We start from the raw sequence: 25,469 nt of genomic DNA, 5'->3' as shown, positions 1-25,469 counted from the left end.
TGTTCGCTTGGAATGCGCGGCATGACCGCTGAAAAAAAAGCACGAAAAAAAAGCACGGATGCGGCCATCCGTGCTTTCAAGGAAGCCAGGCACCCACAAGCAACTGTTACCGCTGCTCCCTCTCGGGCCTGACGGGGTTGGCAGCGCTTATGCCACCCGGCTTCCTTTCAAAATTTGAGCAAGCCCAAAAAAGTAATTTAGCAAACGCCGCTTCACCTGTCCACCTTCGATTTTTCGGCGTAACCGCCAATACAAGTTCGCCCTGCGCAGACATACTCAAGGAATTGACCCTAGACTGAACCCGGCTTAGGTTGCATTTTTTTCCAAGTCGGCGACGACTTGGAAACATCTTCCCCGACGATCGTTGCGAGAGACAACGTAAATACGGAGGCAAAAAACAATGCATGACGCGGATTTTGAAGCTCGGGTGGTGACCCGGGGGCGGCAGTTTTTCGGTTCCATCCAGGGCGAAGCGCCCAGCGTTTTCAACAAAGGATTCTGGACCGGCAAGGTCATGGACTGGGCCATGCAGAACGAGGACTTCAAGGTCCAGTTGTTCCGGTTCGTGGACGTGCTGCCGTATCTGAACACTTCCGAATCCTTGCAGCGTCATATTGAGGAATACTTCTCCGGTCAGGGGAGCGGGGACATTCCCGCTGTCCTGAAGTGGGGCGCGGAAAAGTCCGGTGGCTTGTTCGGGGCCTTCGCGGCCAAGGCCATGGGCAAGATCATCCGCTCCAATATTGAGGGCATGGCCCGTCAGTTCATTATCGGCCAGAACACCAAGGAAGCCGTTTCCAGCTTGCAAAAAATCCGCAAGGACGGCTTCGCCTTCACCGTGGACCTGCTGGGCGAGGCCACGGTCAGTGAGGAAGAGGCCCAGGCCTATATGGACGGGTACATGGAACTGCTGGACGCCCTGGCCAAAGTCCAATCTTCCTGGAAGCCCCTCACGTCCCCCGGCGGCGCGTCCCCGGACTTGGACTGGGGCCACACCCCCCGGCTGAACGTCTCTATCAAGCCCTCGGCACTGTACTCCCAGGCCAAGGCCGTGGATGTGGAAGACACTGTGCGGGGCATCCTCTCCCGGCTGCGGCCCATCTACGCCCGGGTCAAGGATCTGGGCGGCGCGCTGTGCATCGACATGGAATCCCTCAAGTTCAAGGAAGCCACCCTGGAGCTGTTCAAGAGGCTGCGCACCGAGCCGGAGTTCCGGGACTATCCGCATCTGAGCATCGTTCTCCAGTCCTATTTGCGCTGCACGGACGAGGACCTCAAAGACCTGATCGACTGGGCCAAGGCCCGGAACCTGCCCATCGGCATCCGCCTGGTCAAAGGAGCCTACTGGGACCAGGAAACCATCGTCGCGGTCCAAAACGGCTGGCCCGTCCCGGTCTGGACCAAAAAGCCGGAGACCGACGCGGCCTTCGAGCGCCACGCCCGGATGATTCTGGAGCAGCGGGATCTGATTTATTTTCAGTGCGGTTCCCACAACATCCGCTCCATTTCCATGGTCATGGAAACGGCCAAGGACCTCGGAGTGGCCCCGGATCGCTTCGAGTTCCAGGTGCTCTACGGCATGGCCGAACCCGTGCGCAAAGGCCTGAAGAACGTGGCCGACCGGGTCCGGCTGTACTGCCCCTACGGCGAGCTGCTGCCGGGCATGGCGTATCTGGTCCGCAGGCTGCTGGAAAACACGGCCAACGAGTCTTTCCTGAAGCAGAGCTTCGCGGACCAGGCGGACATGGACCGGCTGCTGGAAAACCCCCTCAAAACCCTGGAGCGGGACAAAGCCAGGGCCTTCACGCCGGAACCCGCCATGCCCGGCACGTCCACCGGCAAGCCCCTGGGCGTTTCCGTCTTCAAGAACATGCCCCTGGTGGATTTTACAGTGCCCGAGGCCCGAAGCGCCTTCCCCGAGGCCATTGCCAAGGTCCGCGCCCAAAAGGGAAAAAACTGGCCGGTGTTCATCGGCGGCAAGGAGATCTTCACCCAGGACCTCATTGCCTCCTACAACCCGGCGGACCCGGATGAAGTCCTGGGCCAAGTCTGCCAGGCCGGCCGGGAAGAAGTGGACCAGGCCCTGGATGCGGCCCGCAAGGCCCTGCCGGGCTGGCGGGACTCCTCCCCCGAAGAGCGGGCCGGGTATCTATTCAAAGCCGCGGACGTCTGCCGTCGCCGGGTCTATGAGCTATCCGCCTGGCAGGTGCTGGAGGTGGGCAAGCAGTGGGACCAAGCCTACAACGACGTGGCCGAGGCCGTGGACTTTCTGGAATACTACGCCCGGGAGATGATCCGCCTGGGCGTGCCCCGGAGGATGGGCAACGCTCCGGGCGAGGTCAACGAACTCTTCTACCAGCCCAAGGGCATCGCCGCTGTCATCGCGCCCTGGAACTTTCCCTTCGCCATTTCCATGGGCATGGTCTCCGCGGCCATCGTCACCGGCAACCCGTTGATCTACAAGCCCTCCTCCCTGTCCTCCCTGGTGGGCTACGGCCTGGTGGAGGTGTTCCGGGAGATCGGCCTGCCGGAGGGCGTCTTCAACTACTGCCCGGGCCGCAGCCGGGTCATGGGCGACTATCTGGTGGAGCACCCGGACGTGAGCGTCATCGCCTTCACCGGTTCCGTGGAAGTGGGACTGAGGATCATCGAAAAGGCGGCCAAGGTTCATCCGGGTCAGGACCAGTGCAAGCGGGTCATCGCTGAAATGGGCGGCAAGAACGCCATCATCATCGACGACGACGCGGACCTGGACGAGGCCGTGCCCCAGGTGATGTACTCGGCCTTCGGCTTCCAGGGCCAGAAATGCTCGGCATGTTCCCGGGTCATTGTCCTGGACGCCATCTATGACCGGTTCATGACCCGGCTCCGCGAAGCGGCCCTGGCCGTGAAGATCGGCCCCAGCGAACATCCCGGGAACTTCATGGGCGCGGTGGTGGATACGGGACAGCAGAACAATGTTTGGGCGGCCATCGAGACGGCCAAACAGGAAGGCCGGATCGTGGTCCAGCGCGAGGTCCCGGAAAAGGGCTGCTTCGTGCCCCTGACCATCGTCGAAGGCATCCGGCCCGAACACCGCACGGCCCAGGAAGAGATTTTCGGGCCGGTGCTGGCCGTAATGCGGGCCAAGGACTTCACCGAGGCCCTGGACATGGCCAACAACTCCCGCTTCGCCCTGACCGGCGGCGTGTTCTCCCGCAGCCCGAAACGCCTGGAACAGGCCAAACGGGAATTCCGTGTGGGCAACCTGTACCTGAACCGGAACAACACCGGCGCCCTAGTCTACCGCCAGCCCTTCGGCGGCTTCAAGATGTCCGGCGTGGGCTCCAAGGCCGGCGGACCGGACTATCTGATCCAGTTCCTGGACCCGCGAGTGGTCACCGAAAACACCATGCGCCGAGGGTTCGCGCCCATTGCTGGCGACGATGAATGGGTGGGATGAATATATGCCTAATCATACGAAAAAAATGATGATCGCCGTTTTCGGCCAGGACCGTCCGGGGATCGTGGCCCGGGTTTCCGGGCTGTTGGCCGAAATGGGCTGCAATATCGAAGACGCCACGCAAACCATTCTGCATGGCCGGTTTGCCGGAATGTTCGTGGTCCAGCCGGTTCAGGAGAGCCAGGGTCGGGAACAGGTTCTTCGAGCACTGGAGGATGGTTTTCAGGGGGAGGAGCTGACCTTCTGGGTTTCGCTCATGGAAGAAGCGACCCCGACCAAACCGGCCCAGGAAGCGACGGACCCGTTCGTTCTCACCACCATCGGCCCGGACCAGCTTGGCCTGGTGGCCGGGGTGACCGGAGTTCTGTCCCTGTTCGGCGTGAACATCACGGCCTTGCGGGCCAACGTCAAAACCGAGGATGTTTCACAGTGGGTAATGATCTACGAAGTGGACGTGCCCAAATCAGTGGATCGGCAGAAGTTCAGGGAAGCGCTCTACGGCAAGGCCCAGGAACTCGACCAACGCCTCAGCCTCCAGCACCGTGATATTTTTGAAACGGTGCATCGGGTTTGAACAATCCCTTATTCAGCCTATAGGAATCTCATCTCATGCTGACGGAAAAAGAAGTTTTGACCACGTTGGAAATGCTGCGCAACGAACATCTGGACGTGCGCACGGTGACTTTGGGGTTGAGCCTGTTTGATCTGGCTACCCATGACGCGGCCCGGTTTCAGGATCGGTTGCTGTCCCGGATCACCGGCATGGCCGCTTCGCTTGTGGACGTGTGCGACGAGGTGGGGGATATTTACGGGATTCCCGTGGTCAACAAACGCATTTCCGTCAGCCCCATGGCCGTGGTCGGCGCGCCGTTTTCCTCCCGGGAACTGGTCCAGATTGCCATGACCCTGGACCAGGCGGCCCAGGAAGTGGGCGTGGACTTCATCGGCGGGTTCAGCGCCCTGGTGGAGAAAGGCTTGGCCCGGGGCGACCTGAGCCTGATCGAGGCGGTTCCGGAAGCCCTGACCGCCACCTCACGGCTGTGCGCTTCCTTCAACGTGGCCACCACCGCCGCGGGGATCAACATGGACGCAGTGCTCTTGCTGGCCAAGACCATCAAGGCCGCGGCGGCCAGGACCGCGGACCAGGACGGCCTGGCTTGCGCCAAGATGGGCGTCTTCGCGAACATTCCCCAGGACGTGCCCTTCATGGCCGGAGCCTATCTGGGCGTGGGCGAGCCCAATGCGGTGATCAACGTGGGCGTGAGCGGGCCGGGCGTGGTCAAGCGGGCCTTGGAACGGGCCATGGAGGCCGACGACCATCTGGCCCTGGACGAGATTTCCGAGGTCATCAAACGCACGGCCTTCAAGGTGACCCGGATCGGTGAACTCATCGGCCGGGAGGTGGCCAAGCGATTGAACGTGCCCTTCGGCGTGGTGGATCTGTCCTTGGCTCCCACGCCCAACGTCGGGGATTCCGTCGGGGAGATCTTTCAGGTGCTCGGTCTGGCCCACATCGGGGCCCCCGGCTCCACCGCGGCTCTGGCCATGCTCAACGACGCGGTGAAAAAGGGCGGGGCCTTTGCCAGTTCTTCGGTGGGCGGATTCAGCGGGGCCTTCATCCCGGTCAGCGAAGACCTGAACATAGCAGAAGCCGCGGCCCAGGGACACCTGACCCTGCCCAAGCTGGAGGCCCTGACCAGCGTCTGCTCCGTGGGCCTGGACATGGTCGCCCTGCCCGGCGACACCTCGGCCGAAACCCTGGCCGCGATCATTGCCGACGAGATGGCCATCGGCGTGATCAACCGCAAGACCACCGCGGCCCGGCTGATCCCGGTTCCCGGCAAGAAGGCCGGGGAAAAAGCCTTTTTCGGCGGCCTGCTGGGCGAAGCCGTGATCATCCCCGTCCCCGGCTCCGGCGGCTCGGACCGGTTCATCAACCTGGGCGGACGGGTACCGGCGCCGTTGCAAAGCTTGGGGAACTAAACTTTCCTATTCAAAACGAATGCGGACCAGATTCACCCGTCACGCGGCGGGATGGGGCGCTGAACTCTGCCAGCGAGCCCAGGCTTCCCGGGCCCGCTGGGCCCGGAGGGCCTTGCGAAGGGCCTTTTTGCCGCGGGCTTTGAGTTCGGGCATCAGGCCGAAGTTGACGTTGGAGGGCTGGAAGTTCTTGGCCGGGGTGCGCAAGTGTCCCAGGAGCGCGCCCAGGGCGGTTTCCGGGGGCGGAGGCGGCAGAGCGCGGCCCTGGAGCTTGGCGGCCAGGGCGTGGCCCAGCCAGAGGCCGCAGGCCGCGGATTCCACGTAGCCTTCCACGCCGGTGATCTGGCCGGCCAGGAAGATTCCCGGACGGGAGCGAAGTTCCAGGTCCGGGGTCAAGGCCGAGGGGGCTTCGACGTAGGTGTTGCGGTGCATGCTGCCCAGGCGGAGGAATTCCGCCCGTTCCAGGCCGGGGATCAGGCGAAAGACGCGCTCCTGTTCCGGATAGGCCAGCTTGGTCTGAAACCCGACCAGGTTGAAGGCGGTCTTGTCCCGGTTTTCAGCCCGCAGTTGGACCACGGCGAAGGATTGGGCCCCCGTGCGCGGGTCGATCAGCCCCACGGGCTTGAGCGGGCCGAAGGCCATGGTCATCTCCCCGCGCTCGGCCAGGGTTTCGATGGGCAGGCAGGCCTCGAAATGCAGGGCCTTTTCGAAATCCCGGGCCGCGACCTTGCGCGCGGTCAGCAGTTCGGCGTGAAGTCGCCGGTACGTCTCCTCGTCCATGGGACAGTTCAGATAGTCGTGCTCCTCGGGATTGTATCGCGATCCCCAAAAAGCCACGTTCATGTCAATGGAATCCGCCGCCACGATGGGGGCGATGGCGTCGTAGAAATAGAGGTGGTCCGCCCCCACCGTCCGGCGCAAATCTTCCGCCAACTCTTCCCCGGCCAGGGGGCCGGCGGCGACGACCACGGCGTCCGCTTCCTTCAGCTTCGGATCATCCAAAGTCCGGACTTCCTCCCGAACCAGCGTGATCAACGGCTCGTCCTGGATGCACCGGGTGACCCACTCCGCGAACAGCTCCCGGTCCACGGCCAGGGCCTTGCCCGCCGGAACCCGGGTGGCCCGGGCAGCGGCCATGATCAGGCTGTCCAGATCGGTCATTTCCAGCTTGAGTAGTCCCACCGCGGATTCCGGCTCATCGGAGCGCAGGGAGTTGGAGCAGACCAGTTCGGCCAGATCCGGGCTGGAGTGGGCCGGGGAAAAGCGGTCCGGCTTCATCTCGAACAGGCGCACGGCAATCCCGGAGCGGGCCAGTCGCCAGGCGCACTCGCATCCGGCCAGCCCGCCGCCGACCACGGCCACGGTTCGCGGCTCGCTCCTCATGTCTTTTTCAGTCATTCGATACTCGCTTGCATCCTTTCAACAGGGCAAAATCCCATACCTTTCCCACCTTCGCACCTTCTCATTTTTTAACACTACAGCGACACTTCCATTTCCATCGTCTGACCAGATTTTTTTACCACAGGGCACACGGGGAACACAGGGAAAAGAGTTTTGGTTTGACGGAATATGTTCCCCGTGCCCCCCGTGTGCCCCGTGGTTAAACCATCTGCGGGTCGATTGGTGCATCAAAATGTCGTTGTAGTATTAACCTTCCCCCCGCTATTCATGGTGATAGCGTTCCAGCGCGCCGTCCGGGTTCACTTCCTTGCAGGTCCAGGAACCGGGTTGGAGGCTGTAGCGTCGAAGGGTCCAGTTCTCGTGGTCGATGCAGTCCACATACCCCTGGCCGCCATCCGCCAGGGCCGCGACAATCTCGTCCAGGTCCGGCTCGATGTCCAGGTACGAACCTTCGTATTCCACGTCCAGGCCGTCGCCTCCAGACGGAGAAAAGACGTCGGCGTTCAGCAGGCCATGCAACCTGGGCAATTTATTCGGGGCGATGCCGCGGATTTCGCCGAAAATGCGCAGGGGAAATTTCATGTGAGCCTCGTTTATTTTGCCTTGAAAACGGATAGGTCTTTTTCTAGATCTTCGTGGTCATCCGCCAAATTTATTTCCGAAAGTGAATCTGTCACCAACTCACCGGCAACCGGACCAGCTTGCGGGCCTTGTTCTGGAACAGGACGTAGCCCTTGTCCCGTCCGTGCAGGTAGAGGTCTCGAGTGATGGCCACATCATGGCGGCAATAGGCGATGATCTTGTCGATTTGTCCTTGCTTCCACCATTTTAGGGCATCCAGTCCGCTGCCCGATTTCGGAGCGTTCAAGGTGTGTCTGGCCAAGTGGTCCAGGGAAAGGCGGTAGCCCAGCCGCTCGTGGACCACCTTGAGCATGTCCAGGGTGGGCAGGGAGTAAAAGTCGGCGTCCAGGACGCCGCGGAGCACCTTATAGTCGAAATTCAGGATGTTGAAGCCTACCACCAGGTCGAATGTCCGCAGCTTTTCAGCCAGCCGGGGAATATCTTCCTGGAGATAGTCCAGAAAAGCGTCCTCCCTGGAGTCGTACAGCACGGCGCAGCTCACGCCCATCAAGTCCGTATGGTTCCAGCCGCCCACCTCCTGGGCCGAGTAACGGGTTTCGACGTCCAGCACGGCGAAATGGGCGGGCGAAGCTGGGGGGGGCGCGATCATGGTGTTTTTCCTCGGGGAGTTGGCGGATGGGTCAGGGGCCGCGGCGGGAACGGCGGCGTTGGGAAATTGGACTCCGGTAACGGCCCGCATCCCGGCCTTGACCGCGTTCCAAAGCCCTCCGGATCGTCCACTGGCCTCGGTACTGCCTGAAGAGACCCTTTCGTACCCAGCCCTTTGTTCCGAGGCCACGGACGTGGAGGGCGACGCCACGGCGTATCCGCCTTGATCAATCGAGACGGCTGCTCCCTGGTGAACCTGGGACGTCGATTGACGAGGCATTGTCGCAGCCCTTCCAGCTTGCCCGCCCAGGGCCTCCAGCACGGCCAGAGCGGCCTGTTTGTCGATGGGGCGGTTACCGGAGCCGCATTTCGGGGAGTGGACGCAGGCCGGGCAGCCGGTTTCGCAGGAACAGCCGCCCACGGCCTCCAGGGTACGTTGGAGCATGACCTCGGCCCGGGCGTAAGCCTGCCGGGTCAGACCAATGCCGCCGGGGGTGCCGTCGTAGACAAACACCGCGGCCCGGTCCAGGTCTTCGTGCAGGGGCGTGGAAATTCCGCCCAGGTCATTGCGATCCGTGAGAATCAGCAGGGGCAATATCCCGATGCAGGCGTGCTCCAGGGCGTGGATCCCGCCCATGAAATGCATCTGGCGGTCTTCCAGGGAGCGGCGCACCGTTTCCGGTATGACCAGCCAGATGCCCTCGGTCTCGAAAACCTGCTCCGGCAGGTCCAGGTCCACCACTGCCAGCAGTTTATGGCCGCGCAAGGCCCGGCGCTCGAAGGCCGGGTAGCGCTGGGTGATTTCCAGTCTCCCCAGGTGGATGGTTGTGTTCCAGAGCGGCCTGGAGGCCTGGGTGTCCAGAATGCGGGTGCGCTTCTCGCCCCGGACCCGGGTGAAGTAGTTTACCTTGGCCGGAAGGACGAACACCGAGCCGGTTTGCAGGTCCAGGCGCTCCACCAGATAGGTCCGGCCCTGATGCAGGTAGACCGCGCCTGGGTGGGCATCAGTGCAGACCCGGTGCCAGTCCATCAGCCCGATCTGTTCGCCGGTCTCGCCATGAAAGATCAGCAGGCTCCGGCCGCTGCCGCGAAGGCCGACCTCCCGATGCGGGTTCTCGTCCGGGCAGATCATCCTGCGCCGGTCTGCTGTGAGCAGCAGTTTGCCCCGGCTGACCAATGCGTCGACGCGCTCGCGGACGTGTTCCGCCAGTACCAGGGGTTCGTCCAGGTCCAGGGGCAGGTCCGCCGCGGCGCAGAGCAGATGCTGTTCCATGATCGCCGGGTTGGCCGGGTTGAGCACCGCGGCTTCCGGCGGACTGGCGAAGAAGACGTCCGGATGACGGATGAAAAACTTGTCCAAGGGATTTTCGTAGGCCAACAGGGCCACGGCGGATTCCTGGCCACCACGCCCCACCCGCCCGGCCCGCTGCCAGGTGGCCATGATCGAGCCGGGGTAACCCACCAGCAGGCACAGATCCAGATCCCCGATGTCGATGCCTAACTCCAGAGCACTGGTGGAAATCACCGCCAGAATCCGACCCGAGGCCAGGTCCGCCTCGATCCGGCGGCGCTCCTTAGGCAGGAATCCGGCCCGGTACACGCCGATCCGATCCCGAAATTCCTTCAGCCGCTGGGCCGACCAGATGCCCAGAAGCTCGGTCATCTTCCGCGATCCCGTGTAGACTATTGTCCGCAAGCCCTGGACCAAAGCCTGCTCCAGGAGCGTCAGGGCGGTCCGGGACGGCCCCTCGGCCGCGTCCAGAAAAAGCACGTGCTTGCGGCCCTGGGGCGCGGAACTGTCGGCGATCAGCTCCGCGACCCGTCCGGTCAGTTCACTGGTCAGCTCCACGGGGTTGTGGATGGTGGCGGAGCAGCAGACATAGGTCGGCCTGGTTCCGTAATGAGCGCAAATCCGCTCCAGGCGGCGAAACACCCAGGCCATGTGCGAGCCCATCACCCCTCGGTAGACGTGGACCTCGTCAATGACCACGAAACGCAGGTTCCGGAACAAATCCCGCCAGAGATGATGGTGGGCCAACAGGCCCAGGTGAAGCATGTCCGGGTTGGTGATCAGGATACGGGGCGGTTCCCGGCGGATCCGGGCGCGATCCTGGTTGTCCGTGTCTCCGTCGTACACGGCCATGGATGGCCGGCGTTCCCGGGGCCAGCCGCCGACCATCTCCCGCAGCCCGGCGTGTTGGTCTTGGGCCAGGGCCTTGAGCGGAAACAGGTACAGGGCCCGGGCCGCTGGGTCGCGGTAAAGAGCCTCCAGCACCGGCAGGTTGTAGATCAGGCTCTTGCCGCTGGCCGTGGGCGTGGCCACCACCACGTCCCGCCCGGCCCGGATCCGGCCCACGGCCTCGGCCTGATGGGCGTACAGCCGGGTCACGCCCAGCCCGGCCAGGCAGTCCGAAAACCCATCCGGCAGATCCTCGGGCAACGGCGCGAACCGGCCCGCCCGCTCCGGCAGCACCTCATGGTGGACCAGGCAGTTGGCGGGCAGGCTCTGGGCATGTTCAATGCCCTGGATGAACGTGAAAATGGGCGAGGGAGAGGTCACGTCAAGGTCGGACTTTACTCGTCCGCTCGGCTCTCATCCAGCGGGATCGAATCGTCGTACAATGTTTCCGGAGCGACATCGATTTCACCTGGCCAGACGAGAGTTCCGTAGTCGACGCGGACACGCCGGAAAACAGCCGGAGAAGCAATCCGGTTCCAGGGCTTCATTCTCAGCAGAGGACGCATATCGAAACGGCGGCATTCGCCGTTACTGAACTTCAAGTCCAGAACATACCCGGGTCGAGGCTCGACGGAGAGGACATCGAAAAGCATGGCGGACCTCACTGTAATGGAGGAATACGAAAAGGTTGCTCACCGCTGACAGCCAACTCCCAATTGACCATCAGCGCTTCCTTGTGGATCTCGATCCACGCCTGAACCATTCTGAGCTGCTTGTTCGGCAATGCGCCTTCGATAATCATCCCTTCTTCAATTGAGACAGCCGCCTCATCCCCCTGGTAGCGGACATGGACATGCGGAAGGTGATGACGTCGATTGTCCCGATAGTACATCAACACCAGGATGCCGTAAAACATGCTGATCGTGGGCATGGTTTCTCCTTCGCGCCAGCCAAGCACCACTCACGGAATAGTGGACAGCCCGGCGAATTTGGGTTCGTGCAGGGGCAGGAGGATGTCGGCCAGGCCCTTGACCCGGACCATCTGGTCGTAGGCCAGGCAAGGGTTGATATTCGTGCCGGGCGGGATGACTTCCATTTCCATGGCCTTCACGGACTGGGGAGGATTCAGGTTTTCGTCGATGACGCAAAATCCGGTGATGGCCGCCCGTCCGGATGGCGTGTCCACCAGCACGGTCAGGCCGCCTTCGGTGTGGGCAGGGGTGTGGATCACGGAAATACCGGGCAGGATTTCCTGGTCTTCGGTGACGACCCGGAACCTGTCGGCATCCTCAACGTCCTCGATGAACTCCTCGTTGTATCTATAATCCAGGGGATGGGGGTCGTGGATGCGCTCCAGCTCCTTGGCGTGGACGTGAAATACGGCGTTCGTGCACTTGAAGTCGTTTTCGCAGTGGTCGTTGTGCAGGTGGGTGTGGATGACCACGTCCACGTCCTCCGGCTTCATCCCGTACAGGGCCAGCCCTTCCTCGAAGGTGTGAATTTTCCCGCCGATGGCCTGCTCCCTGTCCGCGGACTGAACCGGGCTCATTTCTCCGGTATCCACCAAAACCTTGGGCTGGGACGGGTCATCCACCGGCTCCAGGTACCAAACGTAGATCGGGATGGTGTAGGGTCGGCCATGGGCGTGCTGATAGGTCATCATGCCCTGGTCAAAAACCTTGCTGCCCACGACGATGGGGTGAATGCGCCAGGATTGTCGATTGCTCATGCTTGCATCTCCCGTGATCTGAGTAGGTTGAAAACCGAGACGGATTCGAGGGAAGCCGCCCGCCGTCCGCTCGTTTTATTACTCCGGAAGGAGAGGCGGGGCAAACAGGCGGCCCGCGGCCTTGCGGCGGCGGGCAAAGCGCTTATACTCTCCGGCATGCAAGAGCAAAACGCAACCAACTTCGGGCAAGGCCATGGCGAGGGCGCTTCGGAAGGGCTGTTTCGCCACGAGGAGCTGGAACGCTATGCCGACGTGCTGCTTTGGGCCGTGGAACGCTCCCGGGGCAGGCCTCTGCAGAACTCGGAAACCGTGCTCATCGAATACGACGGCTTGGCCAGGAAGCTGGTCGAGGTACTCTACACCCGCATTCTGGAGCGTGGCCTGGTCCCGGTGCAGCATCAACGGTCCACCCCGGCCATGGAACTCAGCTATCTGCGCCTGGCGAACAACAAGCGGTTGAGCATGGTCGCCCCCGGCGAATCGGAACGCCGGAGCGGAGTGAACGGCCTGATCCGGATTCTGGCCCCGGAATCCCTGACCCACCTGGAGGGCGTGACCCCGGAAATTTTGGTCCGCCGGGACGCGGCCCGGGACCCGCTCCGGGAAGTGCTCTACTTCCGCGAACTTGGCGGGCAAATCGGGCGGACCGTGGCCGTGTACCCCACCCCGGCTCTGGCCGAGGCGGCGGGTCTGACGCTTCAGGAGTACGCGTCCCGGGTGCGCAAAGCCTGCATGCTGGGCAGCGACGATCCGGTGCGGGACTGGAAGCGGTTCGCGCGGCAGCAGGCGACGGTTCTGGAATGGTTGAACGGGCTGTCCATCCGGCGGCTGCACGTCCAGTCGGCCCGGGTGGATCTGCGTCTGCGCCTGGGGGAGCATAGGCTCTGGCTGGGTCTGACCGGGCGGAACATGCCCAGCTATGAAGTCTATACGTCTCCGGATTGTCGGTTCACCGAGGGAGTATTTCAGTCCGACCAGGTGATCTATGTGGGCGGAACTCCAGTGGAGGGCGTCCGCCTGGCGTTTCAGGCGGGCCGGGTGATCAGCGTCAAGGCCCGCAGCGGCGCGGATCGGCTGCGGCGTTTTCTGGCCCTGGACGACGGGGCCTGGCGGGTGGGCGAATTTTCCCTGACCAGCCGGGAGCACTCCCGGATCGCGGAATATATGGCCAACACCCTGTTCGATGAGAATATCGGCGGCCCGGAAGGCAATAGCCACATCGCCCTGGGGTCCTGCCATCCGGACGCCTTTGCCGGAAGCCCGGCGGACTTCGTGCATGCGCTGCGCCGGGAACTGGGCTTCAACGAATCCACCCAACACTGGGATCTGGTAAACACCGAGCAAAAACGGGTCACCGCCACCCTGGCCGACGGCAGCAGCCGCGTGATCTACGAAGACGGGGCGTTCACGGCCTGAGCCTTTTTCAACCGCTCCTCGCGGACCAGGGCCAGGGCGATGTCCAGATCGTACAGGGCCAAGGGAGAATCCCCCTTGCCCGCATACTGGGCCGCGGCCTGCTCCACGACCTCGTACGGCAGCCAGTCGTGTTGCTCCCACACCCTGGGCCGCTCCTGGTTCCACAGTCGAAACTCCACGTTTCCGGCCCGTTCGCGAACGTACATCCGTTCCTTCTTGTTGCCCGGCACCGGGTAATAGTAGAGTCCTCGCGCATCCTGCATGCTTATCGCTCCTTCGCGTTGTTCTCGTTGATGATCTGAGCGTCGCCGCGCGGCGACGCTCTTCGCCGCGATCAACTGTCGGCATGTGACTCAAATCCTGCCACATTCCCCCAAAAGAAAAAAGAGGGACAGATGGGTTATGGCGGCGCTGACTCCGACGTCCAGCTCAGACCCTTCTGATATTGTAGACGGACCGGCCCTCGGCAATGATCACCTCCGGAGCGGTGGAGGCGTAAACCACGGTGGAGACGTTGCCCACCCGGTTGCCCAGCATTCTGATCCGGGAGTGGGCGATGATGTCGCAGGCCACGGCCGGCTTGAGGTAGTCCACGCGCAGGTCGATGGTGGCGACCCGGTCCTTGATGCTGCCGGTGCTCCAGACCGCGAATCCGCCGCAGGTGTCGATCAAGGCGGAAATCACGCCGCCGTGCAGGGCTTGGCGGCGGGCATCGCCCTGAAGTTCCGGCCTGTACGGCAAGAGCAGGCGGCACTGGCGATCCCCGAGGTCCAGCAGCCGGATGCCCAGATAGGCGTTGAAGGGGATGCCGTTTTCGATCAGATCGCGAAACGCCCGCAACTCTTCCGGATTCATACCGACCTCGCGTCAGATTCATTCGACCCCGCCGGTTTCGTGGCGGTTCCATGGAAAATATGCCCAGCCAGCCACCACTTCCGGACCACGGTCGTCTCCAGAGTGGTCAAACGAAAACCGCTCCTGGTCAATAAGCCCGAGATATCCCTGTTCAGGTGGCATCCGCCGGCCAACCGCTTCCAGATCGGGGTCAGCCGGTCCTGCCAGCGACGCACGGCCGGGTCCGGCGCGGCCCCGTGCTCGCAAAAGATCAGCGTCCCTCCCGGCTTGAGCACCCGACACATTTGCCGCAACCCCTCTTCCGGCGAAGCGACGCTGCAAAGCGTGAAGGTCATGACTATCGTGTCCATGCTCGAGCTCTCCAAGGGGAGTCCTTCCACGCTTCGGTTGATCCAGTGTGGAACGACCGGGCCGGAGCGGGCCGCGCGGGCCGCGATGCGGAGCATTTCCGGGGATGGATCAAGCCCCCAAAGCTCAGTTACCGCAACCGGATTATAATATTGCAGGTTCAGGCCGGAGCCGACCCCGACCTCCAGAACGCGGCCCAGGGCAGGTGGGATGATTCGCGCCCGCAGGCGACGGATCGACCCTTTACCGCAGGTGGCGTGAATCAGCCGGGGAAGAACGGTGTTGGCGTAGAATCCCATGATCGTTTGGTCTGATGACGGGACTGGGCCGCATCAATAAACAAAGTCCGCGGTCTCGATCCGGTCGTATCCGTCATGTTCCGCAGAACGTTTTGTAGGGTTCGGCCAAGGCTGGAGGCGGCAAGCGGTAGTCGGGGTCAACGGGATCAACGTACGGCTGGACCAGGACGTCCAGCAACCGGTGCGTCACGGACATGTCGCCGTGGAGCACCGCGGCTTCCAGGGCCTCCTCCACGCGGTGGTTGCGGGGAATCACGGCGGGATTATTGGCGCGCATCCGTTCACGGACGGACTGTATGGCTCCCGAGGACTCCGGCTGTCGATCCAGCCGCGCCCGCCAGCGCGCCAGCCATCCCGTAAAGGCCTCGTCCTGAAACAACGGCAGGCGTTCCGGGTGCTCATCGGCAAGATCGCGCAGGGTGTTCGTGTAGTCCAAGCCGTGTTGATGCAGGAACGTCAGCAGGTCTTGGATCAAATCGGCGTCTTCGTTCTCGATCGTGACCAACCCCAGCTTGGCCCGCATCCCCTTCAGCCAATGATCGCGGTAGGCGTCGGGGAAGGATTCCAACACCTCGTTGGCCAAGTCAACGGCCTTCTCCCGGTTCGCATCCAGCAGCGGTGCCAGGGTCTCGGCGAAACGGGCCAGGTTCCACTGGGCGATCCGGGGCTGATTTCCGTAGGCATAGCGGCCTTGCTGGTCGATGGAACTGAACACCGTCGCCGGGTCATAAGCGTCCATGAAGGCGCAGGGGCCGTAATCAATGGTCTCTCCGCTCAAGGCCATGTTGTCCGTGTTCATCACTCCGTGAACGAATCCGACAAGCATCCATTTCGCCACCAGCGCGGCCTGGCGCTCCATCACCGCCCGCAGGAGGGCCAAGGACGGATTATCGGACGGCTCCAGCTCGGGGTAGTGGCGGCTCAGAGTGTAGTCCGCGAGGGTCCGGACATGCTCCGGCGCTCCTTGGGCCGTGAGATACTCGAACGTGCCCACGCGAATATGGCTGGACGCGACCCGGGCCAAAATCGCCCCGGTCAGTTCGGTTTCCCGGAATACCGACTCCCCGGTGGCCGTCACGGCCAGGGACCGGGTGGTGGGCACGCCCAGGGCGTGCATGGCCTCGCTGACGATGTATTCCCTGAGCATCGGCCCCAGCGCCGCCCGGCCATCGCCGCGGCGCGAGTACGGGGTCTGCCCGGAGCCTTTGAACTGGATGTCGAAGCGTTCGCCGCGCGGGGTGATCTGCTCCCCCAGGAGGATGGCCCGGCCGTCGCCGAGCATGGTGAAATATCCGAACTGGTGACCGGCGTAGGCCTGGGCAATGGGTTCCGCGCCAACGGGAAGCCGGTTGCCGGAAAAAACCGCCGCGCCATCCTTCCCGGAGAGAATCTCCCCGTTCAGACCCAGAAACTCGGCCAAAGCGCGATTGAAAAGCACCATCCGAGGCGAGCGCACCGGAACCGGAGACAGCCGGGAAAAGAACATCTCCGGCAACCGGGCATAGCTGTTGTCGAACCGCCACCCTTCGGGGTCTCCGGCAAGCGCTCCGGACGCATGATCATGTGTGGCCATGTCGTTCCTTTGGAATCAACGGATTATTTTGCATTTCGGAACTATGCATCCTCGATCCGAGGTGTCAATGCGGTTGTGGCTGGTTTTTCACTTCAGCCGTAAAAAACCTCCATCCTTCCGGCATGACCCTTCAATATAATTCTTGACTTCCCAACCTCTCCTGGGGAAATAAGCGCGGTTCATGTTTTCTTGCCGGGTCCGCCCGTAGGAGATAGAAGGTCGGGCTGTCTCGGTATGCGGAAATGGTCGTGCATGTTGATTGTCCACCTTGTTACCGATTGGAGGAGCAGATGAAAGGCAAAATACTGGTTCTGGCGGCCGCGGCGGTTTTTTTCTGGACCGGGACCGCTTTGGCGGACGTCCTGGAAAACATCAAAGGTAAGGGCTACATTTCCTGCGGCGTTGCAGGCAGGGTGCCCGGGTTCTCCGTGCCGGACGAGCAGGGTGTCTGGAAAGGCCTGGACGTGGACTACTGTCGAGCCCTGGCCTCGGCCGTGTTCAATGATCCCGAAAAGGTCCGCTTCGTTCCCCTGACCACCACCGAACGCTTCACCGCGGTGCAGACCGGAGAAGTGGACGTCCTTTCCCGGAACACCACCTGGACTTTCCAGCGGGACGTGGAACAGGGCATCGATTTCGCGGGGATCATCTTTTTCGACGGCCAGGGCTTCATGGTCAACAAGAACCTGGGCGTGACCAGCGCCAAGGAACTGAACGAAGCCTCCATCTGCATCCAGATCGGCACGACCACGGAGATGAATGTTTCCGACTATTTCGCGGCTCATGGCATGACCTACAAGCCCGTAGTCTTCGAGAGCGCGGACGAGGCCACGGTGATCTACGACACCGGACGCTGCGACGTGTACACCACCGATGCCTCCGGGCTGGCCGCCCGGCGGACCACGCTGTCCAACCCGGAAGATCACGTCATCCTGCCGGAAATCATTTCCAAGGAGCCCCTGGGGCCCTCAGTGCGCCAGGGCGACCCCCGCTGGAGCAAGATCGCCCGCTGGACCCTCTTCGCCTTGATCAATGCCGAAGAGTTGGGCGTGAATTCCCAGAACGTGGATGAAATGCTGGAGTCGGCCAATCCCAACGTCAAACGACTGCTCGGCCAGGAAGGCAATTTCGGCGAACAGTTCGGGCTGACCAATGCCTGGGCCTACCAGGTCATCAAGCACGTGGGCAATTACGGCGAGATCTTCGAACGCAACGTGGGACCGGCCACGGCCTTGAAGCTGGAACGCGGCCAGAACGACCTCTGGACCCGTGGCGGTCTGCTCTACGCTCCCCCGATTCGCTAACAGGCTGTTGAAAAATCCTCGCTGGCTGCGTTGCATCAAAAAGCTCAAATCCTCACGTATGACCAAATACGCTTCGGCCTTGATCTTTTTTTGCGCCTTGCCAGCGAGGTTTTTGAACAGCCTGCGAGTCAGACTTTGTCAGCTTGTTTAATCGCTTTCGAAAAGGCCGCCTCGCCTCGACGAGGCGGCCTTTTCGCTTGGTTGAGGTTGGAATTTACCGAATATGAACATCACTTTCGCGGCATACCGCCACGTGCCCTGAACCCCGCCCATCCTCATGTCCTCCCTCGCTCCCAAGACGTCCCCTGACCCGGCTCGCCCGTCCCGGCTCGCCGGTCTAGCCGGGCTTGCGAACAACCCCGCGTTCCGGTCCGCGCTGGTCCAGTTGCTGGTCTTTGCCGCGGTGGTCGCGGGGTTGATCTGGGTGGTCTCCACCACGGCGGACAACCTGAAGCGGGCCGGGATCTCCTCGGGCTTCGGTTTTCTGGGCCAGACCGCGGGCTTCGAGATCAGCCAGACCCTGATCGAGTACTCCCGGTCCAGCACCTATGCCCGGGTGTTCTGGGTGGGCCTGTTGAACACCCTGCTGGTCTCGGTGATCAGCATCACGGCCTCCACCCTGATCGGCTTCGTGGTGGGCGTGCTCCGGCTCTCCTCCAACTGGTTGGTTTCGAGCCTGGCCGCGGCCTATATCGGCCTGATCCGGAACATTCCCCTGCTCCTGCAGATTCTGTTCTGGTACATCGCCATCCTGATGCCGCTGCCCGGCCCGCGTCAGTCCTACAGCCTCTGGGAGACCTTCTTTCTCTGCAACCGGGGGGTGATCCTACCCCGACCCGAATTTCATCCCGGATCGTGGCTGATTCTCGCCTTCGCCCTCCTAGCCGTCCTGGCCGTGATCGCCCTGGTCCTCTGGTCCAGGCGCCGCCAGCGCCTGACTGGCCAACGATTTCCGACCTTCGCGGCCTCCCTGGGCCTGCTGGCGGTCCTGCCTCTGCTGGGCGCGTCCCTGGCCGGATTCCCCCTGACCTGGGTGATTCCGGAACTGCGCGGCTTCAATTTTCAGGGCGGCATGACCCTGCTGCCGGAACTGATCGCCCTGATCCTGGCCCTGACCCTGTACACCGCCGGATTCATCGCCGAGAACGTCCGGGCCGGGATCCAGTCCGTGGACAGGGGCCAGGAGGAGGCCGCCGCGGCCCTGGGGCTGCGGCCCGGCACGATCATGCGCCTGGTGGTCATCCCCCAGGCCATGCGGGTGATCATCCCGCCCCTGACCAGCCAGCACCTGACGTTGGTCAAGAATTCCTCCCTGGCCGTGGTTATCGGCTACCCGGATCTGATCTCGGTCTTTGCCGGCACGACGTTGAACCAGACCGGGCAGGCCGTGGAAATCATCGCCATGACCATGCTCTTCTATCTGACCGTGAGCCTGCTCATTTCCCTGTTCATGAACTGGTACAACAAGCGGATGGCCCTGAAGGAGCGGTAGTCCATGTACGTGAAGACCACCCGTCATCCGGACCTGCCGCCGCCCCTGTCCGAGGTCGGGGTCCTGGGCTGGCTGCGCAAGAACCTGTTCTCCTCCTGGCTGAACTCGCTGACGACCTTGGCCGCGGCGGGCCTGCTCCTGGCGGCTCTGCCGCCGATACTGAACTGGGGCCTGTTTTCGGCCAACTGGATCGGCCAGACCAAGGACGCCTGCCTGCCGCCCCAGGGCAATCCGGACGGAGCCTGTTGGGTGTTCATCCGGGTCCGCTTCGACCTGCTGATGTACGGCTTTTATCCCTTGGCCGAACGCTGGCGGGTCGTTTTGACCTTCTTGCTGCTGGTTGGGCTGGGCGGACCGTTGATCCTTTCCACTCTCCTGCCTTTCCGGGAGCGGATCAAGCAAAGCCTGTTGCTGCTCTTGCCGCTGGCCGTGGCGGCCTACAGCCTCGTGTTCCACGGCATTCTCCCCGGTCTGGCGGCCTTGGGTTTGCTCCTGGTTCCGGAACTGCTCGGCCGGGCGTTCAAACGCAAGCTGCTCCCGCCGGCCATGCCCCCCTGGCTGCGCCAGGCCGTGTTCATCGGTGTTCCGATCCTGGTCTGGTTTGTCGTGAGCAGGGCGATGCAGAGCCTGGACCCCGGCGCGGCCGGCCCCATGGCTCTGGCCGCGGGAAGCCTGGCCTTTCTCATCTTTGCCCTGTCCGGCCGGTCCGTGACCTCCTGGCGGTTCGCCCTGCTGTTCACCCTCTATCCCTGCGCCGCCTATCTGCTGCTCCTGGGCGGAGGGCTGGGACTGCCCCTGGTGGAGACCGACCGCTGGGGAGGCATGTTTTTGACCCTGGTCATCGCCGGGATCGGCATCGCCGTCTCCCTGCCCGTGGGTATTCTCCTGGCCCTTGGTCGGCGCAGCCGGATGCCGGTGATCAAGGCCCTGTGCGTCAGCTTCATCGAGTTCGTACGCGGGGTACCCTTGATTTCAGTGCTGTTCATGGTCTCGGTGATGCTGCCCCTGACCCTGCCCCAGGGCGTACATTTCGATAAATTGCTGCGGGCCCTGATCGGGGTATCCCTGTTTTACGCGGCCTACATGGCCGAGGTGGTCCGGGGGGGCCTGCAGGCCATCCCCAAGGGCCAGTACGAGGCGGCCGAAGCCCTGGGCCTGCGCTACTGGAAGTCCATGCGCCTGATCATCCTGCCCCAGGCCCTGCGGCTGGTCATTCCGGGGATTACCAACACGTTTCTGGGCCTGCTCAAGGACACCACCCTGGTGGCGGTGATCAACCTGATGGACATTCTGGGTATTCTGAAAAGCGCTCTGGCCGACAGCAACTGGCTGGGCTACACCAAGGAAGCCTATGTCTTCGCGGGCCTGGCCTTCTGGCTGCTCTGCTTCGCCCTGTCCCGCTACTCCATGCACCTGGAAAGGCGGCTGAAGACGGACAGATGACGAAGCGAACCGTCGTCGCGGATGAAGAAACGTTGAGGAACGGAAAAACGAAATGGAAATGAACGAACACGCGTCAGCGGACATGGTCATCCGGATCGAAGGGCTGCACAAGTGGTTCGGCCCGTTTCACGCCCTGAAGGACATTCATCTGGACGTGGCCCGGGGCGAGCGGGTTGTGATCTGCGGTCCCTCGGGCTCCGGCAAGTCCACCCTGATCCGGTGCATCAACCGCCTGGAAATCCATCAGCGCGGTCGGATTCTGGTGGACGGGATCGAGTTGACCGACGATCTGAAACGCATCGACCGGGTGCGCCGGGAAGTGGGCATGCTGTTCCAGAACTTTAATCTTTTCCCGCACCTGACGATCATGGAAAACTGCACCATGGCCCCGCTCTGGGTGCGGCGCATGCCCCTGGAAGAGGCCCGGAAACAGGCCATGCACTATCTGGAACGGGTGCGCATCCCGGATCAGGCGGACAAATATCCGGCCCAGCTCTCCGGCGGCCAGCAGCAACGGGCGGCCATTGCCCGCTGTCTGTGCATGAGTCCGAAAATCATGCTTTTCGATGAGCCCACCAGCGCCCTGGACCCGGAAATGATCAAGGAAGTCCTGGACGTGATGGTGGACCTGGCCAAGTCCGGAATGACCATGCTTTGCGTGACCCACGAAATGGGCTTTGCCCGGGAAGTGGCCGACCGGGTGGTCTTCATGGACGACGGAGAAATCATCGAGGCCAACACGCCGCTGGAATTCTTCAGGAATCCGCGCACGGACCGGGCCAAGCTGTTTCTTTCCCAGATCCTTTCGCACTGAGGCAATTTTGCTTTCAAGAAGATATCTCTTGGGCCAATCGACATTTGAGTCAGGATCGAAATCGGTATCGAAATCGGAATCTATCAAAAAAAGTCAGTCATCACTATGTATTGGAATGTTTTTGTTCAAGAGCGATTTCGATCACGATTTCGATTTCGAGCAAGAGCCCGCCGCGAATCTCCGTCAGAACGCCTGTCCGTTGAAAATACAGGCCGCTCCGATCACCGCCAAAATCGCGCCCAGCCAGGCCGGACCGGCCGGGCGTTGGCGGGTGGCGACCCAGAGAATGGGCAGGATCAGCACCGGGGAGGTGGCGGACAGGGTGGACACCACCCCGGCCGTGCCCCGGGCCAGGGCGGCCAAAAGAAAGGTCATGCCCAGGGCCATGCCCACCAGACCGCTGAGCGCGGTCAGACCGGCTATTTTGGGCGTGATTTTGGCCGGGGAATGGAACATGGAGGACGGTAGAAGCAAGGTTGCGGAGAGGGCCAGGGCCGCGGTGCCCACGCGCAGGGCCGAGGCCGCCACCGGGTCCACGCCCGAGGCCAGAACGGGCTTGGCGATGATCGTGGACACGGCCTGGCACAGGGCGGCCCCCAGGCCGATGAGCACGCCCACGGCCAACCGGCCGCGAACCTCCTCGAAAGCATGCCGCGCCGCCGCCTCGCTCCTGAAGTGGATGGCCATGACCACCCCGATCATCACCAGGATGCATCCAACCAGGGTGAGCGGGGACATTCGCTCGCCCAGAATGAGGATGCCCAGCAGCGCGGTCATGGGGGCGTTGGTGGCGAAAAGGATTCCGGAACGCCTCGGTCCCAACCGGCGCAAGGCCGCGAACAGGGCCGTGTCCCCCAGGAAGATGCCCACCATGGCCGAGACAACCAGCACGGAGGAGTGTTCCAGGGTCAGGCTCCACCAGCCCCCGGTGACCAGGGCGGCCAGGGCGAGCATCACGAAGACCATGGACATGCGCAGGCGATTGAAAGGCAGAGCACCCAATTCACGGGCCGGAACCAGGGCGATCAGTCCACCGAAGGACCAGCACAAGGCGGCGCAGAGCGCCAGAATTTCAGCGGGAACCATGTCGATCCTTTTCGGGCCCGAGAAGCTACGGGGGAAGCCGCTGGGGTAGCAGCGGGGGGAACCGCGTTACATATCAGACTTGAAAATCCGGGCTTCGTACGCCCAACCACATCAACCGTCAACGACGCTTTCGCGAGGAAACAATGCGGATCGGCATTCCCAAGGAAATCAAACCCCAGGAAGGACGGGCGGCTCTGCTGCCCAGACAGGTTCAACGACTGACGCGGGCCGGACACGCCGTGCTCGTGGAATCCGGCACGGGCTTGCTGGCCCGCGCTTCAGACCAGGATTACGAGGCGGTCGGTGCCACGGTGCTGCCGACGGCCAAGGAAATTTTCGACTCGGCCCGGTTGATCGTCAAGGTCAAGGAGGTTCTGCCGCCGGAGTACCCGCTGCTCCGGCCTGAACATATCATCCTGACCAACATCCACGCGGCCATGAACAAGGAGGAGCTGGACGTCTTTCTCCGGGTCGGCCTGATCGCGATATCCGCGGAGAACACGCACCGCTTCGGCTCGCCCAACTGCGTCCTGGCCGGAGAAGTGGGCGCGTTGGAGGCCGTGCGGCTGTGCCTGGCGACCTACGGCGGCACGGGGCGGCATTTCATGGGCCACTTCGGAGAACCCGCCCTGAAGGCGTTGGTTCTGGGGCTGGGCAACGTGGGACGCGGGGCCGTGCGCACCCTGTTGGGGCTGGGGGCCACGGTGATCGGACTGGATGTTTTCGAGGGCGCGCGCAAGGCCGCGGCCCTGGACTGGCACGACCGGAACCTGCTTGTGGGGGATGTGACCGAGCTGGAACGCCACCTGGAGGATGTGGACGCGGTGGTCAACTGCGTGCTCTGGCCCAAGGAGCGGCCCGACCACCTGATCACCCGGGAAATGCTGGGCCGACTCAAGCCCGGGGCCGTAATCGTGGACATTTCCTGCGACCGGGCCGGGGCCATCGAGACCAGCCGCCCCACCACCTGGGCTGATCCGGTCTACGAGGTGGACGGGGTGCGCCATTTCTGCGTGGACAACATCCCGGGCGCTGTCCCGGTCACGGCCTCGGCCGGGTACGGCGAAGCCCTGCTGGACAAGATCCTGGCCATCGCGGCCAAGGGCGTGGTCCAGGCCTGCAAGGACGACCCCTGGCTGGCCCGGGGCCTGACCTGCGCCAAAGGCACGCTCCTGCTGGAAGAGGCGGCCCGCTACCAACAGCGGGATTTCACCCCGGTACAGACCTGGCTTGAGGCCGGTCCAATGGGATAATTGGCGTGTCAATTGGCGTGATGATGGACTGAATGAAACACCAGGCGACCGAGAGGGCTCCTGAAGGGCTCCGCCCAAGGCNNGCCTTGGGCGGAGCCCTTCAGAATCCACACCGAATCAGTAATGATACCTGGCCTGAAGAAAATCGATCCGCTCATCCCGGACCAGATAAACAAGGCGGTGCTCTTGGGTGATGCGTCGGGACCAAATGCCTGAGGCGAGATGTTTGAGGGGTTCGGGTTTGCCGATGCCCTGGAACGGGTCACGGAGGATCGCGTCCACGAGATCCAGGACGCGCAGGGCCGTCTTGCGGTCAGTTTTGACCCAATGGCGCAAGTCTTCTCGAAATTCCGACTGAAAAACGGTGATTCGCGGCTTACTCCGCAATGCCGACCTCGGCTTTGAGTTGCTGGAGCGTACCCCCCTCGCCTTCGTCGTCCAGGGCACGGTTCAAGGCAGTAACCAGACGTCTGGCGTTTTTTGCGGACCGCAACAAGTGGGCCGTTTCCATCAAACCGGACAGTTCGTCCACGGCGATCAGGGCGACATTTTGCTCTTTGCGGCGAGTGATGATGACGATTTCACGATCTTCGGCAACCGTGTCGCAGAGTGCGCTAAAATTGGCCCTGGCATGAGTATAGGTGGTTTGCAGCATGGCTGACCTCCTGTTGATATTGTACAGGAATCCTGTACGAGTTCATAAAAACTTCGTCAACCAATTTTCAAGCCATCCCATTTCTCGCTAATGAAAAACCTTATGAAGGAAACAGAGTCCCGGAGTGATAGAGCTGGATCCGCTCGCGTACCATGTTCTGAACTTCTTCAACGGCAGTTTCCAGCCAGACCAGGGGATTCTTCGCTGCATCCCGGCTCTGCCCCTTCTCAATCCCCCGGGCCAGGGTGCGCAGGATTTCCGTATGCACGTTCACTTTGCACACGCCGCTCCGCAAGGCTTGCCTGAGCAGGTCTTCCGACAGGCGGCTGGCTCCGTGCAGAACCAGCGGGACGGACGTCCTGACGGAAAGTTCGGCCAGCAGGAAGATGCGCTCGGCGTATGCGGAATGCGGGAGCCCCTTGGGGACCGAAAAGGCCAGAAAGTCGACTTTGGTCCGCTCCAGAAAATCCAGCACAGGAGGCAGATCCTCGGCTTGGACGAGGAGCGGGCCGTATTCGCCTTCGATCTCGGCCCCGGCTTCGTGGGCCAATTCACCGGCTTCGTGGGCCAATTCACCGGCTTCGTGGGCCAATTCACCGGCTTCACGGGTCAACCGAACATTCTCCTCCATGGCCAGGCTGGAACCGTCGAACATCACCGACGGCAAGCCCAGTTCCAGAGCTTCCCGGATTCCGTTCAGAGTCCGACCGTGGTTTAAATGCACGGCCAGAGGCACGTCCGCTTTCCGGGCCATGAACAAGGCCGCGTGGGCCAGGGGACCGAATTTGCCATGTCCCAGGTCATGCTTATCCAGAGAAACGACGGCGGGCCTGCCTTCCGCCTCCGCCGCAGCCACCACGGCCAGGAGGCTTTCCAGATTATAGACGCTGAAACAGCCTACCGCCGCTTCCGGGGGAAGGCCGCTCAGGCATTGGCTGAGATTGCAAAGCGGCATGAAGGGCCTCAATAG

General features: G+C 62.5%; 23 protein-coding genes and 1 other RNA gene. 9 read left to right on the top strand and 15 right to left on the bottom strand.

Annotated elements, in window-relative coordinates:
• Window positions 1-73 precede the first annotated feature (73 nt).
• An RNA gene (gene ffs, locus GY33_RS20620) (signal recognition particle sRNA small type) lies at window positions 74-169 on the bottom strand.
• A gap of 231 nt (window positions 170-400) precedes the next feature.
• Here ffs and pruA point away from each other — a divergent pair.
• From pruA to GY33_RS0113780, 3 genes are read left to right on the top strand one after another with little or no spacing between them, the layout of a single operon-like run.
• Window positions 401-3,442 (top strand): L-glutamate gamma-semialdehyde dehydrogenase, encoded by a 3,042-nt coding sequence (gene pruA / locus GY33_RS0113790; RefSeq protein ID WP_031387896.1) that lies wholly within the window; start codon window positions 401-403, stop codon window positions 3,440-3,442.
• Between the two features lie 4 nt (window positions 3,443-3,446).
• Entirely contained in the window at window positions 3,447-4,016 is a 570-nt protein-coding gene (locus GY33_RS0113785; protein WP_031387895.1) for a glycine cleavage system protein R, read from the top strand.
• Window positions 4,017-4,051: 35 nt separating this feature from the next.
• On the top strand, window positions 4,052-5,425 hold the full coding sequence (locus GY33_RS0113780; RefSeq protein WP_031387894.1) for a PFL family protein: 1,374 nt from the start codon (window positions 4,052-4,054) through the stop codon (window positions 5,423-5,425).
• Window positions 5,426-5,464: 39 nt separating this feature from the next.
• On the opposite strand, the gene trmFO is transcribed toward GY33_RS0113780, so the two are convergent.
• The 6 genes from trmFO to GY33_RS0113750 all read right to left on the bottom strand — a co-directional run bounded on the left by trmFO (window position 5,465) and on the right by GY33_RS0113750 (window position 11,961).
• Window positions 5,465-6,820: a methylenetetrahydrofolate--tRNA-(uracil(54)-C(5))-methyltransferase (FADH(2)-oxidizing) TrmFO gene (gene trmFO / locus GY33_RS0113775; RefSeq protein ID WP_235185529.1), complete on the bottom strand. Its 1,356-nt coding sequence runs from the start codon at window positions 6,818-6,820 to the stop codon at window positions 5,465-5,467.
• Between the two features lie 264 nt (window positions 6,821-7,084).
• Window positions 7,085-7,405 carry a hypothetical protein gene (locus GY33_RS19945; RefSeq protein WP_051822647.1) on the bottom strand — a complete coding sequence of 107 codons (321 nt, stop codon included), beginning with the start codon at window positions 7,403-7,405 and terminating at the stop codon, window positions 7,085-7,087.
• A 91-nt stretch (window positions 7,406-7,496) separates the two neighbouring features.
• The gene (locus GY33_RS0113765) at window positions 7,497-10,613 is read right to left on the bottom strand and encodes a DEAD/DEAH box helicase (protein ID WP_031387892.1); all 3,117 of its coding nucleotides are present in this window, start codon (window positions 10,611-10,613) and stop codon (window positions 7,497-7,499) included.
• A 14-nt stretch (window positions 10,614-10,627) separates the two neighbouring features.
• Window positions 10,628-10,885, bottom strand: coding sequence for a DUF2442 domain-containing protein (locus GY33_RS0113760; RefSeq protein ID WP_031387891.1), 258 nt, complete (start codon window positions 10,883-10,885; stop codon window positions 10,628-10,630).
• An 8-nt stretch (window positions 10,886-10,893) separates the two neighbouring features.
• On the bottom strand, window positions 10,894-11,163 hold the full coding sequence (locus GY33_RS0113755; RefSeq protein WP_031387890.1) for a DUF4160 domain-containing protein: 270 nt from the start codon (window positions 11,161-11,163) through the stop codon (window positions 10,894-10,896).
• A 30-nt stretch (window positions 11,164-11,193) separates the two neighbouring features.
• Window positions 11,194-11,961: an N-acyl homoserine lactonase family protein gene (locus GY33_RS0113750; protein WP_031387889.1), complete on the bottom strand. Its 768-nt coding sequence runs from the start codon at window positions 11,959-11,961 to the stop codon at window positions 11,194-11,196.
• A gap of 156 nt (window positions 11,962-12,117) precedes the next feature.
• Here GY33_RS0113750 and GY33_RS0113745 point away from each other — a divergent pair, with 156 nt between their 5' ends.
• Window positions 12,118-13,377: an aminopeptidase gene (locus GY33_RS0113745; protein WP_161788479.1), complete on the top strand. Its 1,260-nt coding sequence runs from the start codon at window positions 12,118-12,120 to the stop codon at window positions 13,375-13,377.
• Here GY33_RS0113745 and GY33_RS0113740 read toward each other — a convergent pair.
• The 4 genes from GY33_RS0113740 to GY33_RS0113725 form a co-directional block, all read right to left on the bottom strand.
• A complete protein-coding gene (locus GY33_RS0113740; protein WP_051822645.1) occupies window positions 13,350-13,640 on the bottom strand; it encodes a hypothetical protein in 291 nt (96 codons plus the stop codon). The two genes, GY33_RS0113745 and GY33_RS0113740, sit on opposite strands and share 28 nt — an antisense overlap.
• A gap of 166 nt (window positions 13,641-13,806) precedes the next feature.
• Entirely contained in the window at window positions 13,807-14,232 is a 426-nt protein-coding gene (locus tag GY33_RS0113735) for a PaaI family thioesterase (RefSeq protein ID WP_031387886.1), read from the bottom strand.
• Window positions 14,229-14,879 (bottom strand): class I SAM-dependent methyltransferase, encoded by a 651-nt coding sequence (locus tag GY33_RS0113730; RefSeq protein ID WP_035272213.1) that lies wholly within the window; start codon window positions 14,877-14,879, stop codon window positions 14,229-14,231. Before GY33_RS0113730 ends, GY33_RS0113735 begins: the two co-directional genes overlap by 4 nt.
• Before the next feature lie 73 nt (window positions 14,880-14,952).
• Window positions 14,953-16,452, bottom strand: a complete 1,500-nt coding sequence (locus GY33_RS0113725; protein ID WP_031387884.1) for a protein adenylyltransferase SelO — start codon at window positions 16,450-16,452, stop codon at window positions 14,953-14,955.
• Window positions 16,453-16,742: 290 nt separating this feature from the next.
• Here GY33_RS0113725 and GY33_RS0113720 point away from each other — a divergent pair, with 290 nt between their 5' ends.
• The 4 genes from GY33_RS0113720 (at window position 16,743) to GY33_RS0113700 (ending at window position 21,505) form a co-directional block, all read left to right on the top strand.
• On the top strand, window positions 16,743-17,756 hold the full coding sequence (locus GY33_RS0113720) for an amino acid ABC transporter substrate-binding protein (protein ID WP_031387883.1): 1,014 nt from the start codon (window positions 16,743-16,745) through the stop codon (window positions 17,754-17,756).
• Window positions 17,757-18,033: 277 nt separating this feature from the next.
• A complete protein-coding gene (locus tag GY33_RS0113710) occupies window positions 18,034-19,248 on the top strand; it encodes an amino acid ABC transporter permease (protein WP_031387882.1) in 1,215 nt (404 codons plus the stop codon).
• Window positions 19,249-19,251: 3 nt separating this feature from the next.
• The gene (locus GY33_RS21090; RefSeq protein WP_031387881.1) at window positions 19,252-20,691 is read left to right on the top strand and encodes an amino acid ABC transporter permease; all 1,440 of its coding nucleotides are present in this window, start codon (window positions 19,252-19,254) and stop codon (window positions 20,689-20,691) included.
• A gap of 58 nt (window positions 20,692-20,749) precedes the next feature.
• Window positions 20,750-21,505: an amino acid ABC transporter ATP-binding protein gene (locus GY33_RS0113700; protein ID WP_035272291.1), complete on the top strand. Its 756-nt coding sequence runs from the start codon at window positions 20,750-20,752 to the stop codon at window positions 21,503-21,505.
• Window positions 21,506-21,688: 183 nt separating this feature from the next.
• Here GY33_RS0113700 and GY33_RS0113695 read toward each other — a convergent pair whose 3' ends face one another.
• Window positions 21,689-22,591 carry a DMT family transporter gene (locus GY33_RS0113695; RefSeq protein WP_031387879.1) on the bottom strand — a complete coding sequence of 301 codons (903 nt, stop codon included), beginning with the start codon at window positions 22,589-22,591 and terminating at the stop codon, window positions 21,689-21,691.
• A 143-nt stretch (window positions 22,592-22,734) separates the two neighbouring features.
• Here GY33_RS0113695 and GY33_RS0113690 point away from each other — a divergent pair, with 143 nt between their 5' ends.
• A complete protein-coding gene (locus GY33_RS0113690; RefSeq protein WP_051822644.1) occupies window positions 22,735-23,844 on the top strand; it encodes an alanine dehydrogenase in 1,110 nt (369 codons plus the stop codon).
• A 117-nt stretch (window positions 23,845-23,961) separates the two neighbouring features.
• Here GY33_RS0113690 and GY33_RS0113685 read toward each other — a convergent pair whose 3' ends face one another.
• The 3 genes from GY33_RS0113685 to GY33_RS0113675 all read right to left on the bottom strand — a co-directional run bounded on the left by GY33_RS0113685 (window position 23,962) and on the right by GY33_RS0113675 (window position 25,454).
• A complete protein-coding gene (locus GY33_RS0113685; RefSeq protein WP_326923848.1) occupies window positions 23,962-24,291 on the bottom strand; it encodes a Txe/YoeB family addiction module toxin in 330 nt (109 codons plus the stop codon).
• The gene (locus GY33_RS0113680; protein ID WP_031387876.1) at window positions 24,221-24,499 is read right to left on the bottom strand and encodes a type II toxin-antitoxin system Phd/YefM family antitoxin; all 279 of its coding nucleotides are present in this window, start codon (window positions 24,497-24,499) and stop codon (window positions 24,221-24,223) included. The genes GY33_RS0113685 and GY33_RS0113680 overlap by 71 nt, the downstream gene beginning before the upstream one ends.
• 100 nt (window positions 24,500-24,599) lie before the next feature.
• Complete coding sequence (locus GY33_RS0113675; RefSeq protein ID WP_031387875.1) at window positions 24,600-25,454, bottom strand: class II fructose-bisphosphate aldolase; 855 nt, start codon at window positions 25,452-25,454, stop codon at window positions 24,600-24,602.
• Window positions 25,455-25,469 lie beyond the last annotated feature (15 nt).

The sequence above is a fragment of the Desulfonatronum thiodismutans genome, assembly GCF_000717475.1.
GTDB classification, from domain to species: domain Bacteria; phylum Desulfobacterota; class Desulfovibrionia; order Desulfovibrionales; family Desulfonatronaceae; genus Desulfonatronum; species Desulfonatronum thiodismutans.
This window is presented reverse-complemented; position numbering and strand designations above follow the sequence as displayed.

Bases quoted from the DNA above. Each gene is read 5' to 3' on its own strand.
- GY33_RS0113675 (WP_031387875.1), bottom strand. From the start codon at position 25,454: ATGCCGCTTTGCAATCTCAGCCAATGCCTGAGCGGCCTTCCCCCGGAA.
- GY33_RS0113780 (WP_031387894.1), top strand. From the start codon at position 4,052: ATGCTGACGGAAAAAGAAGTTTTGACCACGTTGGAAATGCTGCGCAAC.
- GY33_RS0113740 (WP_051822645.1), bottom strand. From the start codon at position 13,640: ATGCAGGATGCGCGAGGACTCTACTATTACCCGGTGCCGGGCAACAAG.
- GY33_RS0113710 (WP_031387882.1), top strand. From the start codon at position 18,034: ATGTCCTCCCTCGCTCCCAAGACGTCCCCTGACCCGGCTCGCCCGTCC.
- pruA (WP_031387896.1), top strand. From the start codon at position 401: ATGCATGACGCGGATTTTGAAGCTCGGGTGGTGACCCGGGGGCGGCAG.
- GY33_RS0113680 (WP_031387876.1), bottom strand. From the start codon at position 24,499: ATGCTGCAAACCACCTATACTCATGCCAGGGCCAATTTTAGCGCACTC.
- GY33_RS0113755 (WP_031387890.1), bottom strand. From the start codon at position 11,163: ATGCCCACGATCAGCATGTTTTACGGCATCCTGGTGTTGATGTACTAT.
- GY33_RS0113720 (WP_031387883.1), top strand. From the start codon at position 16,743: ATGAAAGGCAAAATACTGGTTCTGGCGGCCGCGGCGGTTTTTTTCTGG.
- GY33_RS0113690 (WP_051822644.1), top strand. From the start codon at position 22,735: ATGCGGATCGGCATTCCCAAGGAAATCAAACCCCAGGAAGGACGGGCG.
- GY33_RS0113695 (WP_031387879.1), bottom strand. From the start codon at position 22,591: ATGGTTCCCGCTGAAATTCTGGCGCTCTGCGCCGCCTTGTGCTGGTCC.
- trmFO (WP_235185529.1), bottom strand. From the start codon at position 6,820: ATGACTGAAAAAGACATGAGGAGCGAGCCGCGAACCGTGGCCGTGGTC.
- GY33_RS0113750 (WP_031387889.1), bottom strand. From the start codon at position 11,961: ATGAGCAATCGACAATCCTGGCGCATTCACCCCATCGTCGTGGGCAGC.
- GY33_RS0113745 (WP_161788479.1), top strand. From the start codon at position 12,118: ATGCAAGAGCAAAACGCAACCAACTTCGGGCAAGGCCATGGCGAGGGC.
- GY33_RS0113760 (WP_031387891.1), bottom strand. From the start codon at position 10,885: ATGCTTTTCGATGTCCTCTCCGTCGAGCCTCGACCCGGGTATGTTCTG.
- GY33_RS21090 (WP_031387881.1), top strand. From the start codon at position 19,252: ATGTACGTGAAGACCACCCGTCATCCGGACCTGCCGCCGCCCCTGTCC.
- GY33_RS0113735 (WP_031387886.1), bottom strand. From the start codon at position 14,232: ATGAATCCGGAAGAGTTGCGGGCGTTTCGCGATCTGATCGAAAACGGC.
- GY33_RS0113725 (WP_031387884.1), bottom strand. From the start codon at position 16,452: ATGGCCACACATGATCATGCGTCCGGAGCGCTTGCCGGAGACCCCGAA.
- GY33_RS0113730 (WP_035272213.1), bottom strand. From the start codon at position 14,879: ATGGGATTCTACGCCAACACCGTTCTTCCCCGGCTGATTCACGCCACC.
- GY33_RS0113700 (WP_035272291.1), top strand. From the start codon at position 20,750: ATGAACGAACACGCGTCAGCGGACATGGTCATCCGGATCGAAGGGCTG.
- GY33_RS19945 (WP_051822647.1), bottom strand. From the start codon at position 7,405: ATGAAATTTCCCCTGCGCATTTTCGGCGAAATCCGCGGCATCGCCCCG.
- GY33_RS0113785 (WP_031387895.1), top strand. From the start codon at position 3,447: ATGCCTAATCATACGAAAAAAATGATGATCGCCGTTTTCGGCCAGGAC.